The organism is Rhodococcus sp. JCM 9793 (genome assembly GCF_055380405.1).
In genome coordinates this window covers 869,496-895,725 of sequence record NZ_AP043721.1, presented here as the reverse complement: position 1 = coordinate 895,725, position 26,230 = coordinate 869,496, and the positions used below count along the sequence as shown (strand labels likewise).

General features: G+C 64.7%; 24 protein-coding genes and 1 pseudogene. 12 read left to right on the top strand and 13 right to left on the bottom strand.

All coding sequences use genetic code 11. The features are described 5' to 3' along the window. Positions 1-24: 24 nt before the first annotated feature. Positions 25-864 carry an amidohydrolase family protein gene (locus ACZ46K_RS06365; RefSeq protein ID WP_054713034.1) on the bottom strand — a complete coding sequence of 280 codons (840 nt, stop codon included), beginning with the start codon at positions 862-864 and terminating at the stop codon, positions 25-27. A 138-nt stretch (positions 865-1,002) separates the two neighbouring features. Here ACZ46K_RS06365 and ACZ46K_RS06360 point away from each other — a divergent pair, with 138 nt between their 5' ends. Together ACZ46K_RS06360 and ACZ46K_RS06355 are read left to right on the top strand one after the other, a co-directional pair. Beyond that, positions 1,003-1,443, top strand: a complete 441-nt coding sequence (locus tag ACZ46K_RS06360; RefSeq protein ID WP_054713033.1) for a Zn-ribbon domain-containing OB-fold protein — start codon at positions 1,003-1,005, stop codon at positions 1,441-1,443. Beyond that, the gene (locus ACZ46K_RS06355) at positions 1,436-2,578 is read left to right on the top strand and encodes a thiolase family protein (protein WP_464747234.1); all 1,143 of its coding nucleotides are present in this window, start codon (positions 1,436-1,438) and stop codon (positions 2,576-2,578) included. Before ACZ46K_RS06360 ends, ACZ46K_RS06355 begins: the two co-directional genes overlap by 8 nt. 89 nt (positions 2,579-2,667) lie before the next feature. On the opposite strand, the gene ACZ46K_RS06350 is transcribed toward ACZ46K_RS06355, so the two are convergent. The 3 genes from ACZ46K_RS06350 to ACZ46K_RS06340 are packed head-to-tail and all read right to left on the bottom strand — an operon-like array spanning position 2,668 to position 5,547. Beyond that, the gene (locus ACZ46K_RS06350; protein WP_464747232.1) at positions 2,668-3,882 is read right to left on the bottom strand and encodes a cytochrome P450; all 1,215 of its coding nucleotides are present in this window, start codon (positions 3,880-3,882) and stop codon (positions 2,668-2,670) included. Between the two features lie 20 nt (positions 3,883-3,902). Then, positions 3,903-4,808: an enoyl-CoA hydratase/isomerase family protein gene (locus tag ACZ46K_RS06345; RefSeq protein ID WP_054809643.1), complete on the bottom strand. Its 906-nt coding sequence runs from the start codon at positions 4,806-4,808 to the stop codon at positions 3,903-3,905. Between the two features lie 55 nt (positions 4,809-4,863). After that, the gene (locus ACZ46K_RS06340; RefSeq protein ID WP_054805021.1) at positions 4,864-5,547 is read right to left on the bottom strand and encodes a hypothetical protein; all 684 of its coding nucleotides are present in this window, start codon (positions 5,545-5,547) and stop codon (positions 4,864-4,866) included. Positions 5,548-5,666: 119 nt separating this feature from the next. Between ACZ46K_RS06340 and ACZ46K_RS06335 the strand changes: the two genes are divergently transcribed. From ACZ46K_RS06335 to ACZ46K_RS06305, 7 genes and pseudogenes are all read left to right on the top strand, one after another. Then, positions 5,667-6,488 carry an enoyl-CoA hydratase/isomerase family protein gene (locus ACZ46K_RS06335; protein ID WP_054809650.1) on the top strand — a complete coding sequence of 274 codons (822 nt, stop codon included), beginning with the start codon at positions 5,667-5,669 and terminating at the stop codon, positions 6,486-6,488. Between the two features lie 36 nt (positions 6,489-6,524). Continuing rightward, entirely contained in the window at positions 6,525-7,316 is a 792-nt protein-coding gene (locus tag ACZ46K_RS06330; RefSeq protein ID WP_054809642.1) for an enoyl-CoA hydratase/isomerase family protein, read from the top strand. Beyond that, a pseudogene (locus ACZ46K_RS06325) lies at positions 7,313-8,794 on the top strand (class I adenylate-forming enzyme family protein); the annotation flags it as partial. The gene ACZ46K_RS06330 and the pseudogene ACZ46K_RS06325, both read left to right, overlap by 4 nt. Before the next feature lie 42 nt (positions 8,795-8,836). After that, the gene (locus ACZ46K_RS06320) at positions 8,837-10,408 is read left to right on the top strand and encodes a class I adenylate-forming enzyme family protein (RefSeq protein ID WP_464749249.1); all 1,572 of its coding nucleotides are present in this window, start codon (positions 8,837-8,839) and stop codon (positions 10,406-10,408) included. Beyond that, positions 10,405-10,551 carry a DUF1059 domain-containing protein gene (locus tag ACZ46K_RS06315; RefSeq protein WP_463368383.1) on the top strand — a complete coding sequence of 49 codons (147 nt, stop codon included), beginning with the start codon at positions 10,405-10,407 and terminating at the stop codon, positions 10,549-10,551. The genes ACZ46K_RS06320 and ACZ46K_RS06315 overlap by 4 nt, the downstream gene beginning before the upstream one ends. Before the next feature lie 50 nt (positions 10,552-10,601). Beyond that, entirely contained in the window at positions 10,602-10,793 is a 192-nt protein-coding gene (locus ACZ46K_RS06310; RefSeq protein WP_054805019.1) for a ferredoxin, read from the top strand. A gap of 152 nt (positions 10,794-10,945) precedes the next feature. Then, a complete protein-coding gene (locus ACZ46K_RS06305) occupies positions 10,946-11,707 on the top strand; it encodes a TetR/AcrR family transcriptional regulator (RefSeq protein WP_464747231.1) in 762 nt (253 codons plus the stop codon). A gap of 66 nt (positions 11,708-11,773) precedes the next feature. On the opposite strand, the gene ACZ46K_RS06300 is transcribed toward ACZ46K_RS06305, so the two are convergent. Both ACZ46K_RS06300 and ACZ46K_RS06295 read right to left on the bottom strand, forming a co-directional pair. After that, positions 11,774-13,000, bottom strand: coding sequence for an amidohydrolase family protein (locus ACZ46K_RS06300; protein WP_054810186.1), 1,227 nt, complete (start codon positions 12,998-13,000; stop codon positions 11,774-11,776). Positions 13,001-13,098: 98 nt separating this feature from the next. Next, entirely contained in the window at positions 13,099-14,589 is a 1,491-nt protein-coding gene (locus ACZ46K_RS06295) for an aldehyde dehydrogenase family protein (protein WP_464747230.1), read from the bottom strand. Between the two features lie 119 nt (positions 14,590-14,708). Between ACZ46K_RS06295 and ACZ46K_RS06290 the strand changes: the two genes are divergently transcribed. The 3 genes from ACZ46K_RS06290 (at position 14,709) to ACZ46K_RS06280 (ending at position 18,006) form a co-directional block, all read left to right on the top strand. Continuing rightward, complete coding sequence (locus ACZ46K_RS06290; RefSeq protein ID WP_464747229.1) at positions 14,709-16,391, top strand: acyl-CoA synthetase; 1,683 nt, start codon at positions 14,709-14,711, stop codon at positions 16,389-16,391. Between the two features lie 263 nt (positions 16,392-16,654). Then, positions 16,655-17,695, top strand: a complete 1,041-nt coding sequence (locus tag ACZ46K_RS06285) for an MFS transporter (RefSeq protein ID WP_464747228.1) — start codon at positions 16,655-16,657, stop codon at positions 17,693-17,695. After that, positions 17,644-18,006 (top strand): hypothetical protein, encoded by a 363-nt coding sequence (locus ACZ46K_RS06280; protein ID WP_464747227.1) that lies wholly within the window; start codon positions 17,644-17,646, stop codon positions 18,004-18,006. Before ACZ46K_RS06285 ends, ACZ46K_RS06280 begins: the two co-directional genes overlap by 52 nt. An 80-nt stretch (positions 18,007-18,086) precedes the next feature. Here the strand turns inward: ACZ46K_RS06280 and ACZ46K_RS06275 are convergent, their stop codons facing one another. From ACZ46K_RS06275 to ACZ46K_RS06245, 7 genes are all read right to left on the bottom strand, one after another. Further along, the gene (locus ACZ46K_RS06275; RefSeq protein WP_054719086.1) at positions 18,087-18,857 is read right to left on the bottom strand and encodes an SDR family NAD(P)-dependent oxidoreductase; all 771 of its coding nucleotides are present in this window, start codon (positions 18,855-18,857) and stop codon (positions 18,087-18,089) included. 39 nt (positions 18,858-18,896) lie between these two features. Then, positions 18,897-19,658: a crotonase/enoyl-CoA hydratase family protein gene (locus ACZ46K_RS06270; protein ID WP_054810185.1), complete on the bottom strand. Its 762-nt coding sequence runs from the start codon at positions 19,656-19,658 to the stop codon at positions 18,897-18,899. An 11-nt stretch (positions 19,659-19,669) separates the two neighbouring features. Continuing rightward, positions 19,670-20,881 carry a thiolase family protein gene (locus tag ACZ46K_RS06265; protein ID WP_054805503.1) on the bottom strand — a complete coding sequence of 404 codons (1,212 nt, stop codon included), beginning with the start codon at positions 20,879-20,881 and terminating at the stop codon, positions 19,670-19,672. Positions 20,882-20,950: 69 nt separating this feature from the next. Beyond that, on the bottom strand, positions 20,951-22,219 hold the full coding sequence (locus ACZ46K_RS06260; protein WP_054805501.1) for a cytochrome P450: 1,269 nt from the start codon (positions 22,217-22,219) through the stop codon (positions 20,951-20,953). A 158-nt stretch (positions 22,220-22,377) separates the two neighbouring features. Then, a complete protein-coding gene (locus tag ACZ46K_RS06255; protein WP_464747226.1) occupies positions 22,378-23,859 on the bottom strand; it encodes an alpha/beta hydrolase fold domain-containing protein in 1,482 nt (493 codons plus the stop codon). Between the two features lie 13 nt (positions 23,860-23,872). Continuing rightward, positions 23,873-24,727: a short-chain dehydrogenase/reductase gene (locus tag ACZ46K_RS06250; RefSeq protein ID WP_054809785.1), complete on the bottom strand. Its 855-nt coding sequence runs from the start codon at positions 24,725-24,727 to the stop codon at positions 23,873-23,875. Further along, the gene (locus tag ACZ46K_RS06245) at positions 24,724-26,229 is read right to left on the bottom strand and encodes a flavin-containing monooxygenase (RefSeq protein ID WP_464747225.1); all 1,506 of its coding nucleotides are present in this window, start codon (positions 26,227-26,229) and stop codon (positions 24,724-24,726) included. The genes ACZ46K_RS06250 and ACZ46K_RS06245 overlap by 4 nt, the downstream gene beginning before the upstream one ends. Position 26,230 lies beyond the last annotated feature (1 nt).

Sequence of the window (26,230 nt, the reverse complement as noted above, 5' to 3'; positions counted from 1 at the left end):
ACTCCTCGAGTTGTCGTCTGGAGATCAGCTGAGGGGCTGCCGGTCGCCGAAGAAGAACTCCTCGGCATTGCCGAACAGGAAATTGTCGAGCGCAGTCTCGGGCAGCTCGAGCGACGTTGCTTCGGGGACGATGCGGCGCTGCGTGAGCACCGGCCAGTCAGACGCGAAGATCACTTTGTTCTGTCCGCGCGTGCGCATGAAGTGCAACAAGCTTTCTGGCAGTCGTTTCGGCGACCACGCCGACGTCATGAGCCGCAAATTCGGGAACCGGAGCAACATTCGGATCGCGACGTCCCACCACGGATCCGCTCCGTGCATCATGCAGAGTTTCAGTTCCGGGAAGCGCACGCACACCTTGTCGAGGTGGAGCGGATTCTGCACTTCGCCGGGGAGCGCCGGACCGGGGATGCCGGTGTTCATGCACAGCGGCAGGCCCATTTCGGCGCATTTCGTGTACAGCGGGTAGTACAGGGCGTGACTCGGCGGATAGTCGCCGTCGCCCCAGAAGCTGGGGCCGATCGCCGCGTAGCGGACCGGCAGGTCGTGCGTGATTGCGGCGAGTTCCCGCACCATCTTCATCGGGCGGAACAAGGGCCCGACGCCCATTGCTAGGGAGAACCGTTCCGGGTGGGCTTCGGCGAATTTCCGCGCGGTGAGCCGGGGTGTCGCGATGGAGTCCATCAGGATGGCCTTCTGCACGCCCATCTCGTCCATCTCGTCGAGCAGCTCCGACATGTCGACGGGATCGAACATCGACTTGGGTCCCTTGAAGTAGTTGTCGCGGACCGATGTCATCCATTTCGGTTGCGAGTCCGCCTCCCCGAAGTGGACGTTGAGCAGGCAGTCGATGACTTTGCGCGGCATATGATCTCCGTTCGGACGACTGCGTGGCCTCTCGCGTGATAACCGCTACTACTGTATACCTATCGGTATGATCTACCGCAAGAGTTGAGAGTGTCCCGGACAAGTCTCTTCCCAGTCCCGACGACCTGAGGACGATCCATGCAGAGAGCTATCGCCCCAGAATTATCGACCTGGCCCGACGCCCGGCCGCACCTCCTCGCAAGTACATGCGACCACTGCGAGGCGACGGTCTTCCCAGTGCAGCCGCTGTGCCCTCGGTGCAGCCGCGAACAGATGACCGACGTCGCGCTCCCTCGCACCGGAACCCTCGTCGCCTGGACCACGCAGGGCTTCCTCCCCGGCGCGCCGTATCTCGGGGACGAAACCCCCGAGACGTTCGTACCGTTCGGCGTCGGCCTCGTGCAGTTGGGCGACGTGGTCCGAGTGGAGGGGCGCCTCACGGAGAACAGTCCGTCGAACCTGGAGTTCGGCATGGATGTCGAGTTGACGATGATCCCGCTCGGTCACGACGAGAAGGGCGACGAAGTCCTCACTTTCGCATTTCGGCCGGTCGATCCGAAGGGGGCATCGAATGAATGAGGTAGCGATCATCGGCGTGGGCATGCATCCCTTCGGCCGGTTCGACAAGACGGCGATGCAGATGGGCACCGACGCCATCCGCGCCGCGCTCGCCGATGCCGGCCTCGAATGGAACGACATCCAGTTCGCCGTCGGAGGCAGCTGGGAGATCGCGAATCCCGACGCGATCGTAGGCCTGATGGGGCTCACCGGAATACCGTTCACCAACGTGTTCAACGCCTGCGCCACGGCCGCAAGCGCAACCGAGGCATGCGCGGATGCAATCAGGCTCGGCAAGTACGACGTCGGTATCGCCATCGGTCTCGACAAGCACCCTCGCGGCGCATTCACCGTGGATCCGACACTGGTCGGAATGCCCTCCTGGTACGGAGAGAACGGCCAGTACCTCACCACGCAGTTTTTCGGAATGAAGGCAAACCGCTACCTGCACGATCACGACATCTCCGTCCGGACCTTGGCGAAGGTCGCCGCGAAGAACTACCGGAACGGCGTGAACAATCCGAATGCGTTCAGGCGCAAGCCCATCTCGGAGCAGCAGATCCTCGACTCCCCCATGCTCAACTACCCCCTGACCCACTACATGTTCTGCGCCCCGGACGAAGGCGCGGCTGCGGTCATCATGTGCCGGGCAGACATCGCTCACCGCTTCACGTCGAAGCCGGTCTATGTCCGTTCGGTCGAGGTGCGCACACGCACGTACGGAGCCTACGAGGTCAACACCACCTACGCGCCGGTCGACGAAGTCCCGTCACCGTCGGCATTCGCGTCGCGCGCCGCGTTCGAGGCCGCCGGCATCTCACCCCAGGACATCGACGTCGTCCAACTCCAGGACACCGACGCAGGCGCCGAGGTGATCCACATGGCGGAGGCAGGTTTCTGTGCCGACGGTGACCAAGAGAAGCTCATCGCAGACGGCGCCACCGAGATCGGCGGCAGCCTTCCCGTCAACACCGACGGCGGTTTGATCGCCAATGGCGAGCCGATCGGAGCCTCCGGGCTACGGCAACTCCACGAACTCGTGCTTCAGTTGCGCGGAGACGCGGGGCCACGGCAGGTGCCGGGGAGCCCGAGTGCGGGGTTCGCCCTGCTTTACGGCGCGCCGGGGACCGCGGGGGCGACCGTTGTCTCCACATAAACGCGATCGAACACCGCGGCACAAATAGACAGAAACAACTTTTCTGGAACGTTGTTTCTGTCTATTTGTGATGTGATTGTCGCCCGGCGTCACTGCAGCCGAGCACGAACCCTGACCGGCACGCTGTCGTAACCCGCGACGTTCTGCATGCTCACACGCTGGCAGTTGTCGAAATCGACCTCGAACTCGGGCATGAATTCGAGTAGATGCCCGAGGGCAAGTGCACTTTCCATCCGCGCGAGCGCTGCCCCTAGACAACTGTGGATCCCCAGGCCGAAGGCCAGACTCTGCGGACCCGAACGATCACGCTCGATATCGAAGACGTCTGCGTCCTCGAACGCCGCCGGATCCCGATTCGCCGACCCCAGCAGCAGGAATACCGGCTTGCCTGCAGGAATGGTGACGCCGTGCAACTCGACGTCGCGCATGGAGTACCGCACGTTGTACTGATTCGGGGATTCGAAACGCAGCAGTTCTTCGACCGCATCCGGAATCAGCGAGCGGTCCTCGCGCAGCTTGGTCCACTGATCCGGGTATCGCGCGAAGGTCACCGGCGCTCCACCGACCAGCTTGGCGACCGTCTCGGCGCCGGCGCCGCCGAGCAGCGACGCGAACATCGCGATCTCCATCGTGGTCAGCTTCGGCGGTTGATCGTCGTCGCGTTCGATCTCGGCCTCGATGAGCTTGGAGATCATGTCGTCCTGGGGATTCGCCCGACGCTCTTTGACGAGACCGTAGTAGAACCGCATCGCGTCGACGACCGCATCGGTTCCGGCCTCACTCATCTCGATCTGCCCGATCTCGCGATGCAGCGAGCTATCCGTCCACAGTCGCAGCTGAGTCCGGTATTCCGTTGGAACACCGAGCATCTCCGAGATGATCTCCATCGGGAAGTATGCCGAGAAGTCCTGAACCATATCGAAACCCGCGGGATCCACACTGTCGAGAAATCGCACGATCTGCGCGTCGACCATCTCGCGCAGGTCGTTGATCGCACGAGGTGTGAACACCTTGCTCACGAGTCGTCGCATGTGCCGGTGCTCTGGCGGGTCGAGGACGATGATCGACTTGAACGAGGAGATCTCGCCCTTGCGCACGGTGGCCAGATCGAGTCCCCGTGCCGACGAATAGGTTTCGAAATCCCGGTACGCCGGAGCGACGTCCTCGTAGCGACTCAGCGCATAGAAGTCGTATTCCTCGCTGTAATAGACAGGCGCTTCCTCGCGCATCCTGGCGTAGATGTCGTACGGACCGTCGAAGAACTCCTGCGAGAACGGGTCGAAGTCGAGCTTCGTATGGGTCACTGCATCCTCCTGTGGGGAACTCACGTCAGGTCCGGCTCGGCGACGTGGAAATGCTCGTCGCGAAGGCGGAACGCGTTCTTCGTCCCGTGCTGTGCACGTGTCTTCACGAAATTGAACTCGCCGGGTGAGAACTGGAGATTGGTTCCGAATGCATGAAAGAGGTAGCTCGCGACCTCTTCGCCTTGGTACGCCTGACTCTGTTCGACCAGTCGGAATGCTTCCTTGGCGATGACGACTCCATCGGCCGGCATCTTCGCGGCCTTTTCGGCCCAGTATCGGGCGCGGGCCGTCACGTGTGCGGGCTCGCAGGTTTCGGTGAACACACCGCGGTGCTCGACGGACTCGGCGGTGACGATGTCGCCGGTGAGGAGCAACTGCCGGGCCAGGACCGGACCCAGCCGGTGGAAGAACATGTGGAGACTTCCGAGCGCCGGACCGAGGAAACGGGTCGCGGGCATGCCGATTCGTGCGTCGCGTGCAATGACGGAGATGTCCGTCATCAGGGCCATCTCGAACCCGCCACCCAGCGCGAATCCGCTGATCTCGCCTACGGTGACCTTCGGAAACCCCAGGAACTCATGGTAGAACCCGAAGGTCTTGCGGTCCACGGTCAATCGGCGCCGCTGGCTCGGTCGGCGCTTGTCCGGTGCCGGATTGTCACCGCTACCGTTGCGGCCCTCGCCGTACCACCCGTAGGCGTTGTTCATGTTGGCCCCGGTGCTGAATACGCCTTCCGCTCCCCGCAGCAGTACGACGGTGATGTCGTCGTCGTCGACCACGATGTCCAAATATCGCGCGAGCTCGTCGCGCATCGCCTGATCGTAAGAGTTCCGCTGCGACGGGTTGTTCAGGGTGACGGTCGCGATTCGGGTATCGCGATCGATATCGAACAACACCCTGCCGTCGGATGCACTGGCCTCGGTCATCTACATACCCTTCCGAATGGTGTTTTCCTGCGGCGGGATACAGCCGAGAGTGGCGTCATCTGCGATGTCCGAATGCCGTGGTCTCCAGCTGGTCGATCTGCTTCGCCACCGAATCGAGCTCAGCGATACAGAGCACTTCGCCGTCCCGCATGAGGCGTGCTTCGGAAACGAGGCCACGCTCGGTCGTCCGTCGGACTACATCGAAGTCCAGCGTCGTGAGCAATGGGGTAGGCCGTCGATAGCGGATGCTGAGCAGACGCGTCTTCCCCGCGATGCCGACCTCGCAATTGTGGTGCTGGATGACGCAATCGAAGAACACGGCGAGAAAGCCACCGTGTACGAGCCCCGGTGGCCCCTCGTACACCACGGGGAAGTTCACCGTGCCCGACGCAGTATCGGCGTCGAACGTGCGGAGTTCGTACTCGGGGAAGGCCGGGTTGAATGCGCCGATGTCGATGGCATGGTCGAGGTAGATGCGCTTCTCGCCACTCGTGTCGTCTGCGCGCCGGAGCCTGGAGTTGGCGGGCACGGCTGCCGCCAGGACCTTCTCCCACTCCGCGAAGCGGGTGAGGATCTCGTCGACCACGTCGTGTTCGTGCTCGAGCGAGAGCAGCAGCCCGGCGAGTCTACGAAGCGATGTCGCAGCATGTTGCGTCTGCGGCAGCGACGCCTCGCCGAACCGCCCCGGAACATAGCGCCCTTCGGCGCGGGACGTCGGTTCCACCTCGTTGCGGGTCATCGCGCCTCTTTCGGCCGACCCGGTTCCGTCGGCCCGGGTTCCTTGCTAACTTGTGTAGAACGCAACGGTACTACATACCGTATACATCACAGTATAGGTCGCGAGGGGTGATCACCACGGTGGGCAACGACGACGGTTCGCCCGGACGGTCCGGAGAAGTACGTGTCGAGCGCGACGGATCGATCCTGCGGCTCACCCTCGACCGCACCGAGGCACTCAACTCGCTGAGCTCCGCGATGGTCCAGACGCTCATCCGCGAACTCACCGATGCGGCATACGATGATTCGCTTCGCGCAGTGCACATCACGGGCGCCGGTGAGAACTTCTGCGGCGGTGCCGACTGGGTCGCGACGAACCGCACGGATGCATCGCGGCCGCGTGCCGGAAATCTGGTACGCCGCGTCCCTCATCAGGCTCATCGCATCGTCGAGTTGGTCCACGACCTCCACCTTCCCGTCGTCTGCACGGTCCGCGGGTGGGCCGTCGGCCTCGGCTGCAACCTCGCATTCGCCGCCGACTTCACGGTCGCCGCCGACGACGCCGTGTTCTGGGAGCCGTTCATCACGCGCGGATTCAGCCCCGACTCCGGCGCCACCTGGCTCGTCCCCCGACTCGCAGGGACGGCGCGGGCAAAGCAGATGCTGATGCTCGGCGAGAAGGTCGGAGCACCCGAAGCATGCGACTGGGGCCTGATCTACCGCTCCACACCCGGGACCGATCTCGATGCCGCCACGAACACGCTGCTTGATCGGCTCGCATCCGGCCCCACCGTTGCACTCGGTCTCGCGAAGCAGGCGATCAACCGCAGTGACGCGACCTCGTTGACCGACGCCATGAACCAGGAGCTCTACTCCCTGGAATTAGCTTGTCGTACCGACGATTTCAAAGAGGGTCTGCGCGCGTTCCAGGAGCGGACCGAACCTGAGTTCCGCGGCCGCTGATCGACAATCGACATGAGCGAGAACCGGAGACCCGCAATGGCACCACCGACGACTTTCAAGACGATCCTCCTCGACGTCGATGCCGACGACCACATCGCCACGATCACTCTGAATCGGCCGGAGCGGTTGAACTCGTTCGATCGGACGATGTGCAACGAGATACGGGATGCCTGGCACATCGTCAAATACGACGAGCGGGTGCACGCGGTGGTGCTTCGTGCCGCAGGCGACCGCGCCTTCAGCGCCGGCCTCGACATCAAATCCGCCTACGGTCAACCCGACAACGTCTGGAACCACGAGGATCCCGGCGAGCTTCTGAGCCCCAAGTGGCAGAAGATGTGGAAGCCCGTGGTGTGCGCGGTCCAAGGAATGTGCACGGCGGGCGCACTGTATTTCGTCAACGAATCCGATGTGGTGATCTGCTCCGAGGACGCGACGTTCTTCGATTCGCACGTCTCGGCCGGCCTGGTCTGTGCCCTCGAACCCGTCGGGTTGATGCGCCGGGTAGGCCTCGCCGAGACTCTGCGAATCGCACTCATGGGCAACGACGAACGTGTGGGGGCCGACACCGCCCTCCGCATCGGACTCGTCACCGAAATCACTTCGCGCGAACAACTCTGGACACGCGCACACGAGATCGCCGCAGGAATGGCCGCGAAACCGCCGACTGCAATCCAGGGAACGGTGAAGGCGATCTGGGAATCCCTCGACAAACCCTATCGAGCCGCAATGGACCAGGGCCTGATCTACACACGACTCGGCAACCCGATCGCGAAGAACGAACTCACCGGGCCGGCCCGCGACACGACACCACCGAGGATCCGATGACGACCCGCAGCGTGCTCACCGAAGCCGTCACCGACCACCGCCTCGCACACCGGATCGAAGCGGTGTTCGGCCTCGCTCCCGACGACGGTGCACTCGAGTACGAAGGCGTCTGGACCACCTGGGCGGAGATCGCGCGTTACGCCGATCGCATCAACACGATCTGCCGGCAGTACGGGCCGGACCACGGAACCGGAATCGGTGTGTTGCTCCGCAACCGCCCCGTGCACGTCGCCGTCCTGCTCGGCGTGCTGCTCTCCGGACGGTGCCTCGTCGTCGTCAACCCGTCCCGCGGCGACGAACGCACACGCGACGACGTCGCGGCGCTGCACCTGCCCGTCGTCATCGGAGAATCCGACGACCTCGACACCCTCGTCGGACGGCCACCTGGCACGACCACCGTCACCGTTGCGGACGTCGCCGACGAACCCGAGGTGGTCGCTGCCACCGATCGGTCGATGCCGTCCGACAACCGCCCCGGAACCGCGGTCCTGATGCTGACCAGCGGGACCACCGGGCCGCCCAAACGCGTCGAACTCACCTACGACATGCTCGCCCACAGCGTCCTGGGGCCCGCCGGAGACGACACCCCGCCCGACCGCCTCAGCTCCGGTGTCGCGATCGTCAATGCACCTCTCGTCCATGTCGGTGGGGTGTACCGGACGCTGCAGTGCATCGTCGCCGCGCGGCCATTCGCCCTACTGCCGCGTTTCGAACTCGCCGCATGGGTCGATGCGATCCGGCGTCACCGTCCCCTCGCCGCATCCCTGGTGCCGACGGCGCTCCGCATGGTGCTGCACTCCGATCTGACCCGCGACGACCTCTCGAGTCTGCGCGTTGTCACCTCCGGCACCGCACCACTCTCGGCCGAAGACGCCGACGCGTTCACCGACAAGTTCGGCATTCCGGTTCTCACATCTTATGCTGCAACAGAATTCGGCGGTGGTGTCGCCGGATGGAATCTCGCCGACCACCGCAAGTACTGGTCCAGTAAACGGGGCAGTGTGGGGCGCGCCGAGCCGGGTTCGCTACTCCGCGTAGTCGACGAGTCCGGGCACGAGGTCGACACCGATACGGTCGGTCTCCTCGAGGTCAAGCCCGCGCAGCGTGGGCCGATGGCGGGCTGGATGCGGACCACTGATCTTGCGCGGATCGACGCCGACGGGTTCGTCTGGATCCACGGTCGCTCCGACCAGGCGATCATCCGGGGCGGATTCAAGATCATGCCCGACGACATCCGGGTGGCTCTCGAAACCCATCCGGCGGTGGAGAACGCCGCAGTGGTCGGACGTCCTGATGATCGATTGGGTGAAACACCCGTGGGGATGGTCGAATGTCGCGCCGATGCACGTGTCACGCCCGCCGAGCTGGCCGATTACCTGTCCACGCGCCTCGCTCGCTACGAAATCCCGACCGAGATCGCCGTCGTCGACTCCATCCCTCGCACGCCGTCCGGCAAGGCGGATCTGGGGGCCGTCCGGAGCAGGCTGAACAAGCCTTCCGACCTTCCGTCTCCGACCACCATGGCGGCACTGATCCGCGCACGAGCGGACGCGACGCCGACGAAGGACATGGTCGTCGACCCCGCCACCCGAGTCGGCTACCGCGAGCTCGACGCATCCAGCCGCCGCATCGCCGCGACGCTCGTCGACGGCGGAGTCACCGCAGGCACCCGGGTGGGGCTGATCATGCCGAACAACACCGGGTGGGTGCAGATCACCGTGGCGATCACCCGGATCGGTGCGGTGCTCGTTCCGCTGAGCACCTTGCTTTCGGGCACCGAACTCCGCGCACAGATCCACGCTGCGTCGATCGGTCATCTCATCAGCGTCGACGAATTTCGGGGGCACCGATACCTCGATGCTCTGGCAACCACGATCGGCGAACCCGTACTCGAACCAGGCGACATTCTCCACCCCGGCCTGCCGTCCCTGCGAAGAACCTGGGGCGTCGAGGAAGTAACCGGTGCGGAGCCCACTGCCCGGACTCGAGCGGTTGCCGCCGCGCTGGAAGACGCCGTGTCACCGTCCGACACCATGGTCATCATCTTCACGTCGGGCAGCAGCGGACCGCCGAAGGGCGTCCTGCACTCGCACGGCGGCGCGCTGGCGGCCGTTGCCTCCGGTCTGGCCGCGCGGTGCATCACCTCCGACAGCCGGCTCTACCTGCCGATGCCGTTCTTCTGGGTCGGGGGTTTCGGTGCGGGAATCCTGTCGGCCCTGATCGCGGGCGCCACCCTGGTCACCGAGGAAATCCCGGCGCCCGACACGACGCTGCAACTCCTCGAAGCCGAGAAAGTGACGTTGTTCCGCGGCTGGCCCGACCAGGCCGAAGCACTGGCACGCAGGTCCGGGTCGACGGACGTCGACCTGTCGTCGCTGCAGCCGGGCAGCCTCCCCGCGCTGATGCCTGCCGCGGAGCGCGGCGAACCGGGCTCGCGCGCGAACCTGTTCGGCATGACCGAGACATTCGGGCCGTACTCGGGCTACCGGTTGGACACTCCGATGCCTCGGGAATCCTGGGGAAGCTGCGGCACCCCGTTCGACGGCATGGAAGTCCGCATCACCGATATCGAGACGGGCAGCCCACTCTCTTGCGGCATGGAAGGCCAGATCGAGGTTCGGGGACCCCATGTCATGCAAGGCATCTGCGGCCGCAGCCGGGAAGACGTGTTCACACCCGACGGTTTCTACCCCACAGGCGATCTCGGGTATCTCGACGACGCAGGGTTCCTCTTCCATCGGGGTCGGATCGACGACATGTTCAAGGTCAACGGAGCCACCGTGTATCCGAGCGAGGTGCAGGCGGCGTTGAAGACGATCGACGGAGTCGAGAACGCCTTCGTCACGCAAGTCGACGGCGATGCGGGACCACGGGTGAGCGCCGCGGTGATCTGCTCACGCGCATTCGACCCTGTCGAACTACGCTCGGCAGCAAAAGAACTGCTGAGTTCGTTCAAGGTCCCCACGGTATGGCTCGTGCTCGAGTCCGACGAGAGAATTCCGCGTGGTGGCACAGGGAAGGTCGACGCGGCCCGACTTCGCGACCTGCTTGCCCGCCAAACCCATTCGACCACTATGGAAGGAACATCATGAAGAAGCGATTGACTTGCCCGTGCGGCGAATACCTACGCGGCACCGACGAGGACGACCTCGTCGATAAGGTCCGGCACCATCTCGGCGAACGTCATCCCGACCATGATTACAGCCGGGACGAGATCCTCTTCATGGCCTATTGACTTCCGAGCACCAGTTGCCGGATCCGAGTAGCCGAGCAAGGAGCGAGACGATGCGCGTTGTTGTCGATGGTGACAGGTGTGTGGGCCACGGCCTGTGTGAAGCGACCGCACCCGATGTTTTCGAGGTCGGTGACGGAGGGTACGTCGTCATCGACGACGCCGCTGCGGTGAGATGCAGCGAAGCCGATCTGCGTACCGCGGTGAGCAATTGCCCGTCCGCTGCACTCAGCATCATCGAGTGACGGCACATCCCGGCAACGTTCCCGTATGCGCTACAGTGAGCCGAAATGGTCGGCAGCACTCAGTGCCACCGGCAGTCCGTACCACCGCACGGGCCGCTTCACGCCTGTGCTGCCGTCCTGACGGATGAACTGTGGACGGAAGTCGGAGAGCAATGGCGCGTAAAGAAGAGCCTCAGAAGCGCGAACGTCGTGAGCGCGGATCCATCAATCCCGAGGACATCATCGCCGGCGCGTTCGAACTCGCCGAGGACGTCCCGGTCGACAACCTGAGCATGCCGCAACTCGCCAAACACCTCGGCGTCGGTGTCACGAGCATCTACTGGTACTTCCGCAAGAAGGACGAACTGCTCAACGCGATGACGGATCGCGCCCTCGCGCAGATGCAGGTCGAGGCCGTGATGGGCGATTCCGGCTCGGACTGGCGCGAACGCCTCTACAACCACGCACACGCGGCGCGGCGCGCATTCCTGGCAAACCCGATCCTGTGCGACCTGATCCTGATCAGGTCGTCGCTCAGCCCCAAGAACGCCACCCTCGGCGCACGCGAGATCGAGCACATCATCGACGACCTCGTCAAGGGCGGTCTGTCGCTCGACGACGCCTTCGACGCATACTCCGCCGTTCAGCTGCACGTCCGGGGTTCGGTCGTGCTCGCGCGACTGCAGGAACGCGGCAAGAAATACGACCCGACGTCGCAGGCGTACTACGAGAACCTGGTCGTCACGCCGGAGAGCACCCCGCTTCTCGCGGAAGCTGCAGGTCGGGGGCGAGTGGGCGGCGTACCGGACGACTACAACTTCGAGTACGGGCTCAATTGCATCCTCGAATACACCAGCCGCCTCCTCGAGCAGGAGGAGCCCGCAGCGAAAAGCAAGGCAAAGAAGGCCACGACGCGCTCGTCGCGCGCAAAGTAGACGTCTGCGGACACGGGATTCGCGTGGGTGCACTCGCCTGGTGAGACGAGTGCACCCATGCGGCATTCAGCAACCGGGAGGGATCCCCAGGTAATCCAGCACGTTGGTGCGCATGATCCGGTCTTTCTCACCCTCGTCGAAGTCGCCGAGTTCCTTGACGAAATCCGTCGGCTTCTCGAGGCCTTCGCCATGTGGCCAGTCGGAGCCGAACAGGACGCGATCGGATCCGACGAGGTCGGCCAGCGCGCGGACGTCGTCCTCGTAGTACGGCGCCACCCACAGGTGCCGGCGGATCGTGTCGACGGGCGGCTCGGCGAATGCCCATGGCGTCTGATTCGCCTGCTTCTTCAGTCGTTTGACCAGCAATTGCACCCAGTCCGAACCGTTCTCGATGCTGGCGACACGTAACTTCGGGTGACGCGTGAACACGCCGCCGAGGATCAGACTCGCCATCGTGTCGTGGATCGCACGATCGGAGACGACGATGTTCGCGAGCGGGTTCGACGTCCTGAAGGGCACGAATCGTGCCGGTGCACCCCAGGCACGTGCGATCGAGCCGTTGTATCCGCTGTCGCTGAGATGGAACGCAACCGGGATGCCTGATTCCTCCAGCTTCGCCCACACCGTGTCGTACCTCATGTCGCCGAGCGATCTGGAGGTCCCGTGCCCGGCTGGTACGGGCGCGGGACGGATGTAGACCAGCTTGACGTCGCGTTCGAGGAGTCGGTCGATCTCTGCGACCGCTTCATCCGGGTCGGCCAGCGCCAGCATCGGCGCCGAGAAGATGCGGCCCTTGTAGTTGTATCCCCAGTCCTCGTCCAACCACGTGTTGAATGCCGTGACACTCGCCATCGTGGCCGGGATGTCTTCTTTGAGTGCCTCTTCGACTCCACACGCAAGTGTCGGAAGGAGGATCACCCCCGACATCTCCTGCTGCTCGATCATCTCGAGTCGGACGTCGTGATCCTGGTACGCGGGGTTGAGCGGCTCGACCTTCATCAGGCTTCGTGGATCGACTCCCTTCGGAATCTGTCCCCGGAACAACAGATCCAGAGCGCCCGGGACGATCACCGGGTCGAATGTCGGATTCGGAACGAACTCGAGAAGTTTTCCCCCGGCGAGCAATTCGGTGTGTTTGCCGCGCTTGATCACTTCGACACCGCGATCCTTGAAAGCGGGGTCGAGGTACCGGGTGAAGGCGTCGATCTTCTCGTAGTAGTGATTGTCGCAATCGACAGGCCGGTTGTACACGACTTCGTCGCTGCGGGTTGCTTTCTCGGGCACGACGGTCATCGTCGTTCACCTCCGGTCGAAGTTTCGGCACACGGCGGGCGCGCAGATTTCCTCACGTCGAACACTAGGCCACACACTTACTGTTGTCTATACAGTATCTAATCCCGCAGGCGGCGGGCGGTCCGTCGGCGAGCGCGCCGCATCGTCAGATCGACGATCAGGCGGGGTACCCGCCCGAACGGCGGGACAGCACTCGACGTCGCAAGCATGAACGGAAGATCGGTGCCCACGACGGATCGGCGATGGCTGAACGTGTCGAAACCCGCCTTGCCATGATAAGCGCCCATGCCGCTGTTCCCGACTCCGCCGAACGGGGCAGACGCCGGAAGCATGTGAATTCCGAACTCGTTTCGCGCAACCCCACCGGTGCGGGTACTGCGAACGAACCGGCGGAAGTCGTCGTCGTCCGGCCCGAACCAGTAGGCGATAAGCGGTGAAGGGCGCGCATTCACGTAGTCGACAACCTCGGAAAGATCGCGATAGGTGAGGAGCATGAGTACCGGACCAAAGATCTCCTCGTGCGCGATGCGCATGTCGTCGGAGACATCCGAGACCAGAGTCGGGGGAACCTTTCGCGTCTCCGGATCAGGGAGCAGCTCACCACCCGGCACGACCGACTGCACGTGCGCACCGCGGGAGCGTGCGTCGTCGATCAAGCCCACCACTCGGTCGTAGTTCGCGGCATTGACACACGAGGGATATTCCAGGTTGGCGATCATAGCGGGGAATCTCTTACGCCACGTGGACAATACTGCCGCGGAAAATCTTTCGGCCTCGCTCTCGTGCACCATCACGTAGTCGGGACAGATGCAGACCTGGCCGCCGTTGACCATCCGCCCCAGAGCCACGCGTTCGGCCGCGCGTTCGATGCCAGCGCGTGGCCCCACCACGACCGGATTCTTTCCACCGAGTTCGAGCGTGACGGGCACCAGGTTCTGCGCCGCCGCAGCCTGGATTCGCTTCCCGACACCTGGCGAACCGGTGAAGAAGAGATGGTCGAGCGGGAGAGCCGAGAATGCGGCACCCACGTCGGCTCCGCCGGTCACGACCGCCAGTTCCGCCTCGTCGAAATACTTCTGAGCGAGGGAGGCGAACAGGTCCGATGTCGCAGGGGTGATTTCCGACATCTTGATCATCACCCGACTTCCCGCCGCAAACGCTGCTGCCGCGGGCATGATCACCAGATGCAGCGGGAAGTTCCAGGGCCCGATGATCCCAACCACCCCGAGTGGCGACGGCACCACTTCGGCCCGCAACCCTGCGAGTCTGCCCGCGCGCATCAGCGGCGTCGTTCTCATCCACTTCGCCACGTGCGCACGGGTGTGCTCGATCGCGTCGATGATGCCGACGAATTCCATCGACATCGTGCCGATCCGAGACTTACTACCGAAGTCCGACACCAGGGCGTCGACGAGCGCATCGGCGTTGTCGAGCATGAGCGCGACAAGTCGGTCGATGCGGTGACGTCGCCTCTCCGCGGAGGGAAAACCATCGGCGAGAAACGCTCTCCGCTGCAGCACGAGGATGCGCGACAACTCCCCGTCCGGTTCGTTCAGTGTGGTGACGCCGACGTTCTCGACCATGCTCATCGTCATCCCCCGTTCGACTGCACATTGCCAGACCCGAACCCTATCGCAAGAGTTGCCGTATACATTACAGTTTGTCGAATAGTTCATGTGACGGGTTAGCTGATCCCACAGGAGTCACCTTGACCGATCTCACCGCCCGGCCCGCGGCAGTCACCAGGGAGTTCACGATCCCGGAACTCGTGGACGCTGTCGCGTCGTCCATTCCGGACAGAGAAGTCGTCGTCTTCCGCGACCGGCGGATCACGCAGGCCATGCTGGCCGATCGTTCTCGCCGGCTCGCCGCTTATCTGACATCTCGTGGGCTCGGTGCCCGTACCGAACGCGACGGGCTCGACGGACACGAGATCGGCCAGGACACCCTCGGCATCTACGCGTACAACGGCAACGAATACCTCGAGTCGATGCTCGGCGCTTTCCGCGCCCGCGTCGCACCGTTCAACGTCAACTACCGCTATGTGGAGAAGGAGCTCGAATATCTTCTCTCCGATGCGGAAGCGAGCGCGATCGTCTACCACGCGGCGTTCGCACCGCAACTGGCACAGGTGCTACCAGCGCTTCCCCACATCGAGGTGCTGATCCAGATCGCCGACGACTCGGGCAACCCTCTGCTCCCCGGTGCTGTCGACTACGAAACCGTACTGGCCGAAACCTCCCCGGCCCCAGCGCCTGCCGCACAGTCACCGGACGATCTCTACATTCTCTACACCGGCGGCACCACCGGTATGCCCAAGGGCGTGCTGTGGCGTCAACACGATATCTACATGGCCTCCTGCGGCGGCCGGAACGTGTACACCGGGGAGTGCATCACCTCTCCCGACCAAGTGGCGTCGACCGCGGCCGACAATGCCGGATTCACGATGTTCGTGCTTCCCCCCTTGATCCACGGCGCGGCTCAGTGGGCGTCACTGACCGGCATCCTCACCGGACAGACCCTGGTGTTCTCCCCTGTGGTCGACCGATTGGATCCGGAGGCAGTGGCACAGACGATCGAGGCCGAACGCCCCACCGCGTTGATGATGGTCGGCGACGCCATCGCGCGACCCCTCGCCGCCGAGTTCGAGAAGACCGATGCCGACCTGTCGTCGCTGTCGATCCTGGCCAACGGTGGTGCGATCCTGTCGCCCACGGTCAAGCAGCGACTTCTGGACCTCGTCCCCAAGGCGGTGGTGATCGACGGGGCCGGTTCCTCCGAGACCGGAACGCAGATGACGCATGTCTCCAGCGCAGGCTCCGTCTCGACCGGTCGATTCACTCCCGGGTCGAACACATGCGTCCTCACCGAGGACCTCGACGGACTCGCCGAACCGGGGCACCACGACCTGGGTTGGCTCGCGCAACGCGGACACGTCCCGCTCGGCTACAAGGGTGACGCAAAGAAGACCGCCGCAACCTTCCCCGTCGTCGGGGGCGAGCGATTCGTCCTGCCGGGCGATCGAGCGCAACGACTCGACGACGGATCGATCCACCTGCTCGGCCGCGACTCGGTGACCATCAACTCCGGTGGCGAGAAGATCTTCGTCGAAGAAGTGGAAATGGCGATCAGCTCGCACCCCGCCGTCGCCGACGTTCTCGTCGCCGGACGTCCGAGCGACACGTGGGGCGAGGCGGTCGTCGCGATCGTCCAGCTTCTCCCTGACCATGCAGCAACGGCCGACGAACTGATCGAACACGCCGCGAAGTCGGTTGCACGATACAAACTTCCGAAGTCGGTGATCTTCACCGAAGCGATCCAGCGGAGTCCCGTCGGCAAGGCCGACTACCGCTGGGCGCGAGCGCAAGCTGCGTCTCTCGGTACCGGGTGACCGAGACCTGAGGTAGCGTTGGCGGCATGTCTGCTGCTTCGTGCGCGGCCGCTTGTGCCGCAGTGACCAGGACGTCCCGCTAGCGGCGGGGCGTTCTACTCACATCCCTGGACGTCCGGCCGCTTCGTGATCTGACCGGAGCGGCACGTTCGTGCTGCTCAGAGTTTCCTCTGAGCAATGGAGCACCTTTGTTCCCACACATTTCTTCTTCACACGGGCGCAGCAGCCCGTCCTCTGCACGCGCATGGCTGGTGTTGTGCACGATGTCCATGCTGCAGTTCTTCATCGCGGTTGACGTGACGGTGGTCAACATCGCCCTCCCCTCGATCGGCGCCGGCTTCGACGTCGGCGGGCATGCTCTGACCTGGGTCGTGGTCGGGTACACAGTCACCGGTGGCGGGATGCTGATGCTCGGTGGCCGACTGGGCGACCTGTTCGGGCGGCGGCGCGTGCTGCTGCTCGGCACCGGCCTGTTCGGCGCCGCTTCCCTACTGGCAGGCCTGGCACCCAGTTTTGCTCTGTTGGTGATCGCGCGCCTGCTGCAGGGTGCCGGTGAGGCCATTGCGCTGCCCGCCGCGATGGCCATCATCGTCCTGACGTTCCCCGAAGGCCCGCGCCGGTCGCGGGCTCTGAGTGTGTGGGCAGCAGTGGCCAGCTGCGGCCTCGTGCTCGGCTTCGTCCTGTCCGGCCTCATCACGGCCCACCTGGGCTGGCGGTGGATCTTCCTGGTCTCGGTTCCGTTCATCCTGATCGTGCTGCTGGCGGCCGTCTTCCTTGTCGAGAGTGACCGGCCAGTGGCCGAGGACGTCCCGCCGCTGGACCTTCCCAGCGCGCTGCTGCTGACCGCCTGCCCGCTGCTGTTCATCTTCGGTGTGGTCGAGGCCGGTGAACCCGCCACGTCCGCATGGGTAGTTTCGGGGGCGCTGGCCGGGTCGGTCGCCGCCGGGATCGGGTTCGTGCGTGTCGAGGCACGCTCACGCAACCCGCTGCTGCCGCTGCGCTTCTTCGCCAACCGCACGCGTGTGGCAGCCAACCTGACCACGATGCTGCTGAGCGGGGGATTGTCGACGTCGTTTCTGCTGTTCACCTTCTATCTGCAGGACCGGTTGGGCATCGGTCCGATGGGCGCGGGACTGACGATGCTGCCTCTGGCGGTCTCGCTGGTCGTGTTCTCCATGCTCGTACCGCGTCTGCTGAGCCGGTGGGAGCACGCGCGTGTGTCTTGGCCGGCGTCGGGTTCACCGCTGCCGCGATGGCCGCGATCGCACTCGTCTCGTCCCTGCATGCAGGTGGGGTGGCGATGATCCCGGCCATGCTCCTGATCTCGGCCGGGATGGGATTCGGCATCGTGGGCTTGCAATACCTCGCGGTCAGCGGCGTCACCGAGAATGACGCCGGGATCGCGTCGGGCGTCCAGCGCGCGGCCGACCAGCTGGGCGGTGCGACCGGGGTCGCGATCTGCGTCGGGATCGGGTTTGCTCCCGCCCTGCACTCCTTCGATCCGTTCCTGACTGCCACCCTGCTGGCCGCCGTCGGGCTCGTGATCGGTGCGGTCGTGGTGTGGCGCATGCCCGCTCCGGCTACTGGAGCGGACCTCCGGGAACAGGCCGGGTGACCCTCGCCCCACCGGGGTGTGCCGCCTCGATTGTCGACGTGGCGCACCCCGGTGGGACGATGCCGTTCACAGCTCTCGCGTCAACGAGTCTGGAACCGCTGCGCCCCGTCGAGTCGCACGACCTCGCCGTTGATGTACGAGTTCTCCAGCAGATGCTGGGCAAGGAACGCGTACTCGTCGGGTGTGCCGAGGCGCTTCGGGAACGGGATGTTCTTGGCGAACTTCTCGAGCCCTTCTTCGCCGATCAGCTCGAGCAGTGGCGTGCGCATAGTGCCCGGTGCGATGGAGTTGAGCCGGATACCGACCGAGCTCAGGTCACGGGCGCCCGTCAAGGTCAGGCCGATGACGCCGGCCTTGGCCGCCGAGTACGCGGACTGTCCCATCTGCCCTTCGAAGCCGGCGATGGAGCTGGTCATGACGATGGCGCCCCGCTCACCGTTCGGCTTGGGCTCCAGCTTCGCGATCTTGGCTGCCGCCAGTCGGAGCACGTTGTACGTGCCCGTGAGGTAAAGCGAGATCGTGTCGGTGAATCCCTTGCGCGAGTGCGGTGTGCCGTCGCGGTTGACCACCTTCTCCAGCACCCCGATACCGCCGTGAGCGATGACGGCGTACCTGAGTGTGCCGAGCTCATCGGCCTTCGCCAGCGTCGCCTCCACGGAGTCGTCGTCGAGCACGTCGGTCCGCACGTACACGGCCTTGTTGCCGAGCTCGTCGGCCAACTTCTGTGCCTGCTCATCGGCGATGTCGGCGATCACCACCGCAGCCCCCTCGGCGTGCAGCTTCCGCACCGTCGCCGCACCCAGACCCCCGGCACCACCGGTGACCAGTACGACTTCACCTTCGAAAGACATGTGTTCCCCTCCTGTTGTTCGGTTGGTTCGCGCCCGGTGTCAGCTGCCGGTCCAGTTCGGCTTCCGCTTCTCCGCGAAGGCCTTCGCGCCCTCGGCGGCGTCCTTCGACATGAAGACCGGGATGAGGAGATCGAGTTGCTTCTTCCACTTCTCCTCGTCCGACCAGCTCCGCGACTCGGCAAGGATCTGTTTGGTTGCGGCCACGGCCAGCGGTCCGTTCTCGGTGATGCGTTCGGCCAGGCGAATCGCCTCGTCCAGGGCCTGTCCCGGTTCCGCGACCACGTTGACGAACCCGTAGCCGGCGCCCTCCTCCGCGCTGAACGTGTCGCCGGTCAGGGCCAGCTCGACGGCCTTCTGATACGGGATCCTGTCGGGCAGCCGGAGGAGTCCACCACCGCCGGCGACAAGACCGCGTTTGACCTCCGGCAGACCGAACTTCGCGTCCTTCGACGCGACGACGAGATCGGTGGCGAGGACGATCTCGGTTCCCCCGGCCAGGGCGTTACCTTCGACGGCTGCAATCAACGGCTTCTTCGGAGGTTTCTCGGTGAACCCGAGACCACGACCTTCGACAGCGGCAATCTCACCCGCCGCGAACGCCTTCAGATCCATTCCGGCGCTGAAGTTTCCACCGGTACCAGTGACGATACCGACGGAAAGTTCAGGGTTTCCGTCCAGCTCGTCCATCGCGTCGGCCAGCTGCTGGCTCACCGCCCGGTTCACTGCGTTACGTGCCTCCGGGCGGTTGATCGTGATGATCAGAATTCGCCCTCGGCGTTCGAGCAGTACTTCGTCGGACATTGCGGCTCCTCTCAGCCTTCGACTTCGAATACCACGGCGCCGCCTTGGCCGCCCCCGGCGCACATCGCTGCGACGCCGATTCCTCCGCCGCGGCGCGCCAGTTCGTAGACCATCGTCGTCACCATGCGTGCACCCGACGCCGAGATGGGATGTCCCAGGCTGCAACCGCTTCCCGACACATTCACGATGTCTTCGTCGATGCCGAACTCGCGACACGCAGCAATCGGGACGGAGGCGAATGCCTCGTTGATCTCCCACAGGTCGACGTCGGATGCGGCCAGCCCGGCGCGGTCGAGGACCTTGCCGATCACCGCCACTGCGCCGAGTCCGCAGTCGCGCGGCGGCACTGCGGATGCTGCCCATGCCTTCACGGTCCCGAGGGCCTTCAGTCCCTTGTCGCGCGCGAGCTCGTTGCTCGCAAGAGCGATGACGGCCGCGGCGTCGTTGATGCCACTGCTGTTGCCCGCAGTCACCGAGAACCCCTCGATCTCCGGATGCAGGACGGGCAGGGCGGCGAGCCGTTCGGCTGTCGTATCGCGTCGGGGATGCTCGTCCACGCTGAAGTCGACGAGCGAACCGTCGGCACCTGCGACCTTCAGCGGCAGGATCTCGTCGACGAACCTTCCGGCGTCGATCGCCGCCACGGCTCGCTGATGCGACCGGGCTGCCCACGCATCCATGTCCTCGCGGGAGATCCCCACGGACTTTGCGGTGTTCCAGCCCACCGTGACCGCCATGTCGAGGACCGGTGCGTCGGGAGTCTCCGGGTGACTCGGCGGAATCCACGGTTCGACGTATGCTGCGCTCTCGGCGCGTCCGTCGACGCTGCTGCCCCCACGTGTCGGAACCCGCCACTTCATCAGCGGGCCCGTCGACAGCGACTGGACACCTCCGGCGATGAGGGCGCGTTCCATGCCGGAGACGATCTGCGCGGAGGCGTTTCCGATCGCGGTCAGGCTGCCCGCGCAGTGACGGTTGACGGCCTGTCCCGGAACGTTTTCCAGCCCAGCAGCGACCGCTGCGTGCCGAGCGAGGTCGCCACCGCCGTAGTTGGATTCGGCCAGGATGATGTCGTCGATGTCTGCGGCATCGAGGCCGGATCTGCGAATCACCTCCGGGAGGACGGCGGTTGCCAGTTCCTCCGCCGACGTGTTGACCAGAGAACCTTTGAAGGAACGTGCGATCGGGGTGCGGACCGCACCGACGATTACGGGTTGTGGCATGGGTGAACCTCGTGTGATCAGGGAGTGGCTGTGCTCCACCCCGGTTTGTCGAAGCCGATCGACCAGGGGTCAGAGTCTTCTGACCGACATCCTCTTGATGCCGTGAACGAAATCGCTGTGCACGTATTCGGGGTCGGATACCTCGACCTTCGGGAGCCGTGACAGGAGCTCTCGAAAGAGGTGCTTCAGCTCCAGGACGGCCAGCTGCTTGCCGAGACAGAAATGCGGGCCGCCGCCACCGAATCCGACGTGCGGGTTGGGTGTTCGCCCCACATCGAACTCGAGGGGGCGGTCGAAGACGTCGGCGTCGAAGTTGCCGGAGCAATAGAACAGTACGAGCTTCTCGCCGGCTTTGATCGGAGTACCCGACACCTCGGTGTCGACCACCGCATGCCGCGCGAACTCGATAACCGGGGTCGACCATCTGACGAACTCGTCGACGGCCTCCGGGCCGCGCTCGTCCCAGTCGTCGAGCAGCCACGAGATCTGTTCGGGATTGTCGGTCAGCGCTTTGAATGCGTGTGAGGTCGCCTGTTTGGTGGTGTCGTTGCCGGCCGACGCCAGAAGGACCATGAACGATCCGGCCTCGTCGTCGGTGAGGCGGTGGCCATCGACTTCGGCCTGCACGATGTTGGTCATCAGGTCGCCCTGCGGATCGGCCCTGCGTGTACGCGCGAGCTCGACGCCCGTCCGCGTAAGCACACCGAGCTGGGTCATCATGTGTGTTGCGCGCTCTTCGATGCTTGCGTATTCGTCGTCGCTGGTGCTGAAGAGCGCTTCCGCGGCGTAGGCGACCGCTTCGTGGTTCGCCGGATCGATCCCGATCATCTGCGACACAGTCCGCATCGGCAGTTTCTTGGACACCGACTGGACGAAGTCGACGGGTTCACCCGAGCCCAGTTCGCGGAGGAATTCGTCGACGATCGCCGCAGCGTTCGCGATGATCTGCTCTTCTATCGTGCGCACCTGTTTGGGCGTGAACGCCAGGCTGATCAATCGCCGATAGCGGGTGTGTTCCGGCGGATCCATGGTGAGGAAGAAACTGATCCCCTTCTGGATCTCGGCGGGCATCGGGTCCATGCTGATACCCGCCGAGGAGCAGAACAGTTCAGGATGGGCACTCACATAACGGATATCGGCGTGCCGTGTCACGGCCCAATACCCCTGCTCCTCGTGCGGGAAGAGCGATTCCGTCGGCCGGTGCCAGGTGAGCCCGTCGACTGCGCGCAACTGCGCGAATGTCCGCTCACGCTCGAAGAAGTCCTGGTCCCAGAACGACGACGCAGAGATGTCCAGCGAGTGGTACGGCCGAGTCGACGCAGTGGAGACGTTGCTCATGCTACCTCCGGATACCGGTTGGTTATGGCGACGAAGCTACGGGTGGAGCGTCGGGCCCGCGCTCATCCGCGCGGGCCCGGACACCCATACCGTATACCATTCCGTAAGGAAGTCGACAGAACAACGGCTCACATTTTTCCGGGAAGCATTCGAACCCGCTATCCGTCCATGCTGCGGCGCACCAGGCCCTTCGTCATATGTGCGAGTACCGCACTCAGGCCCGAACCGGCGACCTTGTGCACGAAGACCGGCCCCACCGGATCCATCGCCGCACGCCACGTGAAGCGGGTTCCCGCACCCTCGGGCTCGAGGATGTAGTCCTCCGCGAATGCACGGCATATCGGCCGGCTGATACCGCTGGCGCTGAAGGTCATGCGTCGGTTCTCGTCCCACCGGTAGAAGCGCTCCTCGACGGTCGCTGCGCCGAGTAGCGTCACGTTGCGCACGGCACCGACCCCGCGCACGGTCGAGACATCCCACTTCGTTTGTGTCACACCCGGACTCCACGATTTGACGGCGTCATCGGCGGACAGCTCCCGCCACAGCCGTGCGGGTGAGACCGGAACGAAGACAGTGTGGGAGCCGCGCACCGGCGCCGTGTCGAAGAACGAATCGTCGGTCGGGGTGAGTGAATGCAGGCCGGTCATGGCAGTGTCCGCTTCTGAGTGATCTGGGGAGTCGGCAAGTTCTGGCATTTCGGTGAGTTCTGGGGAGTCGGAGGACAGACGCCGGCGCAGGAACGCGGCCGCGTCGAGGACGCTGGTGCGCGCCTCGGGGAGCCTCCGGCACAGGGAGACGAACGAGTGCACCTGTCCCGGCACCGTGAACGTCGAGCTGGGGACGCCCGCATCGAGCAGCGCCGTGTGGAGGCGCACAGCGTCGGATGCGAAGCATTCGGTGGAACCGACGAAGCTGACGATGGGCGGCATCTCGGCCAGCAACGACGTCGGCGCCTGGAACACGTCGAGGTGCGCCGAGCGCCGATCTCGGCTTCCCACATAGACACCCGCACAGCGCTGAGCGAAGACAGGCGGCAGGAACGGGTCGCGGGTGAGTGAGTCGGCGCGCAGAGCTTCCTCACACGACGTGTCGAGCAGCGGCGAGAACAACACGACCGCGCCGGGCCCGGTCTCCCCGATCTCGATCAGGGTGGTCAGCATACTCATCGCGAGATGCGCTCCCGCCGATACTCCGACGACCGCGATCCGCCCCGGAGCGTACCCGCGGGCGATCAGCGACCGGTACGCCGCGAGAGCGTCGGTGCGGGCGGCAGGGAACGGGTGGGCGGGCGCAAGCCGGTAGTCGAGCGCCAGCACCCGCATTCCCGTGGCAGCAGCGAGGTCGGAGGTGACCGCCCGCTCCAGTCGCGCCGACCCCGCGACGTATCCGCCGCCGTGCAGGTACAGGATGATCGCATCGTCGAGGAGGTGGCCGGGGACGATCATCTCGCCGGGCACGACGTCGTCAACGACCCTGGTGCCCGCGGCGGCACTCATCCCGCCGAGCACCGAACCGGCAGCAACAGTGCCGCGCAGAACGATACGTCCGGGACCGGCCGGGTTCACGTGCTCGAAGATCGGGCGCAGGAACGTTCGGGCGGTTGCGCCGAGCACTGTGCTGCGACGACTCACTGTCGTCATCGATCGGCTCCGGTCATCGTTCTGCCGACTCGCGCCGCTCGAGGTCACCGATGAGGGTGTGCACCGTGCGGTTCCGCACGATCCACTCGTCGATCACCGGGTTCACGATCCCGCGAAGGGCCGAGTACGCACCCCACAGTCTCGGGGTGACTACGCGAGGCGCCCGCCGTTCGATTGCGCGCACGGTAACGGCGGCAGCGTGTTCGGGGCTGACACGCCTGTTCATCGGCCACGGCAGCAGCTCACCGACCCGCGCTCCCAGTGGATCCCGGTCGAGGGTGTCGCGTGCCAGCTCCGTGTCGACGAATCCGTAGTACGCGACCGTCACGGTCGCGCCGGTGTGGGCCAGCTCCAAGCGCAGGGCACGCCCGACCTGTTCGACGGCGGCCTTGCTCGCCATGTACGCGGAGCCACCGAGCCCGGGGCTGAACGCTGCGGCCGAAGACACAACAACGATGTGCCCACGGCGCTCGACAATCCCGTCGAGCGTCGGGTGAATGGTGTTCAGCGCACCGGTGAGGTTGACCGCCATGACGCGGTCGAACTCCGCAAGGTTCGAGGTGCGGATGGTCGCGGGCGGCGGGGTGATACCGGCGTTGGCGACGACCACGTCGATCGGGCCGAAGTCCTCCGAGGAGCGGGTGACCACGTCGGCCATCGCGTCGCGGTCGGTGACGTCGGCGACCGCGACGAAGATCGCGCTCGAATCGAGCGTGCCGGCTGCCTTCTTCAGTGTGGCCTCGTCGCGGTCGACGAGCACCACTCGGGCACCACGTCCGAGAAGTTCACGGACCATCGATAATCCGATGCCCTGGGCTGCACCCGTGACGAGGGCGGTCCTGCCTGCAAGGTCGAGTGAGCGCGTCATACCGTCGTCTCCTTCGAAGCGCGCCGTGCGGTGGAGCCGAGAGCCTTCCCGAGCCGGTAGTCGGCGAGGTCGAACGTCGACATCCGCCGGCGGAACGAGGCGTTGAATCCGGGCCAGAACGTGAAGTTGCGGCCCGACGGGCTGAGGTAGTAGCTGCTGCATCCGCCGGAGTTCCATACGGATCCGGTCAGGCGCCGGTCGGTGTCCTCGACGAAATCCTGCTGGACATCGGCACGTACCTCGATGCTGTCGATGTCGACGGCGTCCATGGCATGCAGGGCCGCGAGCAGGTAGTCGATCTGCGTCTCGATGGTGACCACCTGCGAGGTGTAGACCACGGAGTTCGGGCCCAGCAGCATGAACATGTTGGGAAAGTTCTCGATCGTCGTCCCCAGGTAGGCAGTCATCTCACCGCCCGCCCACTGCTCCGACAGCAACCTACCGTCGCGCCCGCGCAGTCGGGAGAAGCCACTGTTGTTCGTGAGCTTGAATCCGGTGCCGAACACGATGGTGTCGACCTCGTGCCTGGTGCCGTCGATGGTCACGACCGCGTCGCGTTCGACGTGATCGATGCCGGTGGTGACGACGTCGACGTTGTCGGACGCGAGGGCCGGGTAGTACTTGTTGGAGAACGTGGGCCGCTTGCATCCGAATGCGTACGTGGGGGTGAGCTTCTCGACCAATGCCCGGTCGTCGACCTGTCGGCGCAGGTGCCACCGGCCGAGTGCCGCAGCCCCGCTGAGCAATCCGGGCCGGTAGACGAGGCCGGGGACGAGGGCTTCCTGAACGAGGTCCAGGGCTTTGCGCGCGGCACGCTGAGTGGCCGGCACCTTCGCGAAGAGCCGCTGCACACGGGGAGCGACAGGCCGGTCGGGGTGCGGAAGGATCCAGGTGGGGGTCCGCTGGAACACCGTCATGTGCTCGACCTGCGGTTGCAGGCGCGGAATGAACTGCACGGCAGACGCTCCGGTACCGACCACCGCGACGCGACGCCCGTCGATGTCGTGCTCGTGGTTCCAGTCGGCCGAGTGGTAGGTGGCACCTCCGAACGAGTCGAGGCCGGGAAGGTTCGGCACGGAAGGTTCACTGAACGGGCCCATCGCAGCGACGAGGATGTCGGCGGTGTAGTTCCCGCGGGTGGTCTCCACGCGCCAGTGCTGCGCCGCGTCGTCCCAGGCTGCTGAGGTCACTTCGGTCCCCAGATGCAGGTGGGGGCGGAGGTTGTGCTTGTCGGCGCAGTCCTCTAGGTACTGCTGGATTTCTTCCTGCAGCGGGTAGAGCCTGCTCCAGTCGGGTTTGGGCGCGAACGAGAAGGAGTAGAGGATCGAGGGTATGTCGCACTGGGCGCCCGGGTAGGTGTTGGCCTGCCAGGTTCCGCCGAGAGTTTCCGCGCGTTCGAAGACCGCGAAGTCGTCGATTCCGTCCTGCTGAAGCCTGATTGCCGTCCCCAGGCCACCGAAACCGGCACCGATGATGGCGACGCGCAAATGTGTATCAGTCATG

Excerpts from the sequence above, each read along its gene's own strand:
- ACZ46K_RS06365 (WP_054713034.1), bottom strand. The coding sequence starts at position 864 with ATGCCGCGCAAAGTCATCGACTGCCTGCTCAACGTCCACTTCGGGGAG.
- ACZ46K_RS06360 (WP_054713033.1), top strand. The coding sequence starts at position 1,003 with ATGCAGAGAGCTATCGCCCCAGAATTATCGACCTGGCCCGACGCCCGG.
- ACZ46K_RS06355 (WP_464747234.1), top strand. The coding sequence starts at position 1,436 with ATGAATGAGGTAGCGATCATCGGCGTGGGCATGCATCCCTTCGGCCGG.
- ACZ46K_RS06345 (WP_054809643.1), bottom strand. The coding sequence starts at position 4,808 with ATGACCGAGGCCAGTGCATCCGACGGCAGGGTGTTGTTCGATATCGAT.
- ACZ46K_RS06340 (WP_054805021.1), bottom strand. The coding sequence starts at position 5,547 with ATGACCCGCAACGAGGTGGAACCGACGTCCCGCGCCGAAGGGCGCTAT.
- ACZ46K_RS06330 (WP_054809642.1), top strand. The coding sequence starts at position 6,525 with ATGGCACCACCGACGACTTTCAAGACGATCCTCCTCGACGTCGATGCC.
- ACZ46K_RS06320 (WP_464749249.1), top strand. The coding sequence starts at position 8,837 with ATGGCGGCACTGATCCGCGCACGAGCGGACGCGACGCCGACGAAGGAC.
- ACZ46K_RS06315 (WP_463368383.1), top strand. The coding sequence starts at position 10,405 with ATGAAGAAGCGATTGACTTGCCCGTGCGGCGAATACCTACGCGGCACC.
- ACZ46K_RS06310 (WP_054805019.1), top strand. The coding sequence starts at position 10,602 with ATGCGCGTTGTTGTCGATGGTGACAGGTGTGTGGGCCACGGCCTGTGT.
- ACZ46K_RS06305 (WP_464747231.1), top strand. The coding sequence starts at position 10,946 with ATGGCGCGTAAAGAAGAGCCTCAGAAGCGCGAACGTCGTGAGCGCGGA.
- ACZ46K_RS06300 (WP_054810186.1), bottom strand. The coding sequence starts at position 13,000 with ATGACCGTCGTGCCCGAGAAAGCAACCCGCAGCGACGAAGTCGTGTAC.
- ACZ46K_RS06295 (WP_464747230.1), bottom strand. The coding sequence starts at position 14,589 with ATGAGCATGGTCGAGAACGTCGGCGTCACCACACTGAACGAACCGGAC.
- ACZ46K_RS06285 (WP_464747228.1), top strand. The coding sequence starts at position 16,655 with ATGTCCATGCTGCAGTTCTTCATCGCGGTTGACGTGACGGTGGTCAAC.
- ACZ46K_RS06280 (WP_464747227.1), top strand. The coding sequence starts at position 17,644 with ATGGCCGCGATCGCACTCGTCTCGTCCCTGCATGCAGGTGGGGTGGCG.
- ACZ46K_RS06275 (WP_054719086.1), bottom strand. The coding sequence starts at position 18,857 with ATGTCTTTCGAAGGTGAAGTCGTACTGGTCACCGGTGGTGCCGGGGGT.
- ACZ46K_RS06270 (WP_054810185.1), bottom strand. The coding sequence starts at position 19,658 with ATGTCCGACGAAGTACTGCTCGAACGCCGAGGGCGAATTCTGATCATC.
- ACZ46K_RS06265 (WP_054805503.1), bottom strand. The coding sequence starts at position 20,881 with ATGCCACAACCCGTAATCGTCGGTGCGGTCCGCACCCCGATCGCACGT.
- ACZ46K_RS06260 (WP_054805501.1), bottom strand. The coding sequence starts at position 22,219 with ATGAGCAACGTCTCCACTGCGTCGACTCGGCCGTACCACTCGCTGGAC.
- ACZ46K_RS06255 (WP_464747226.1), bottom strand. The coding sequence starts at position 23,859 with ATGACGACAGTGAGTCGTCGCAGCACAGTGCTCGGCGCAACCGCCCGA.
- ACZ46K_RS06250 (WP_054809785.1), bottom strand. The coding sequence starts at position 24,727 with ATGACGCGCTCACTCGACCTTGCAGGCAGGACCGCCCTCGTCACGGGT.
- ACZ46K_RS06245 (WP_464747225.1), bottom strand. The coding sequence starts at position 26,229 with ATGACTGATACACATTTGCGCGTCGCCATCATCGGTGCCGGTTTCGGT.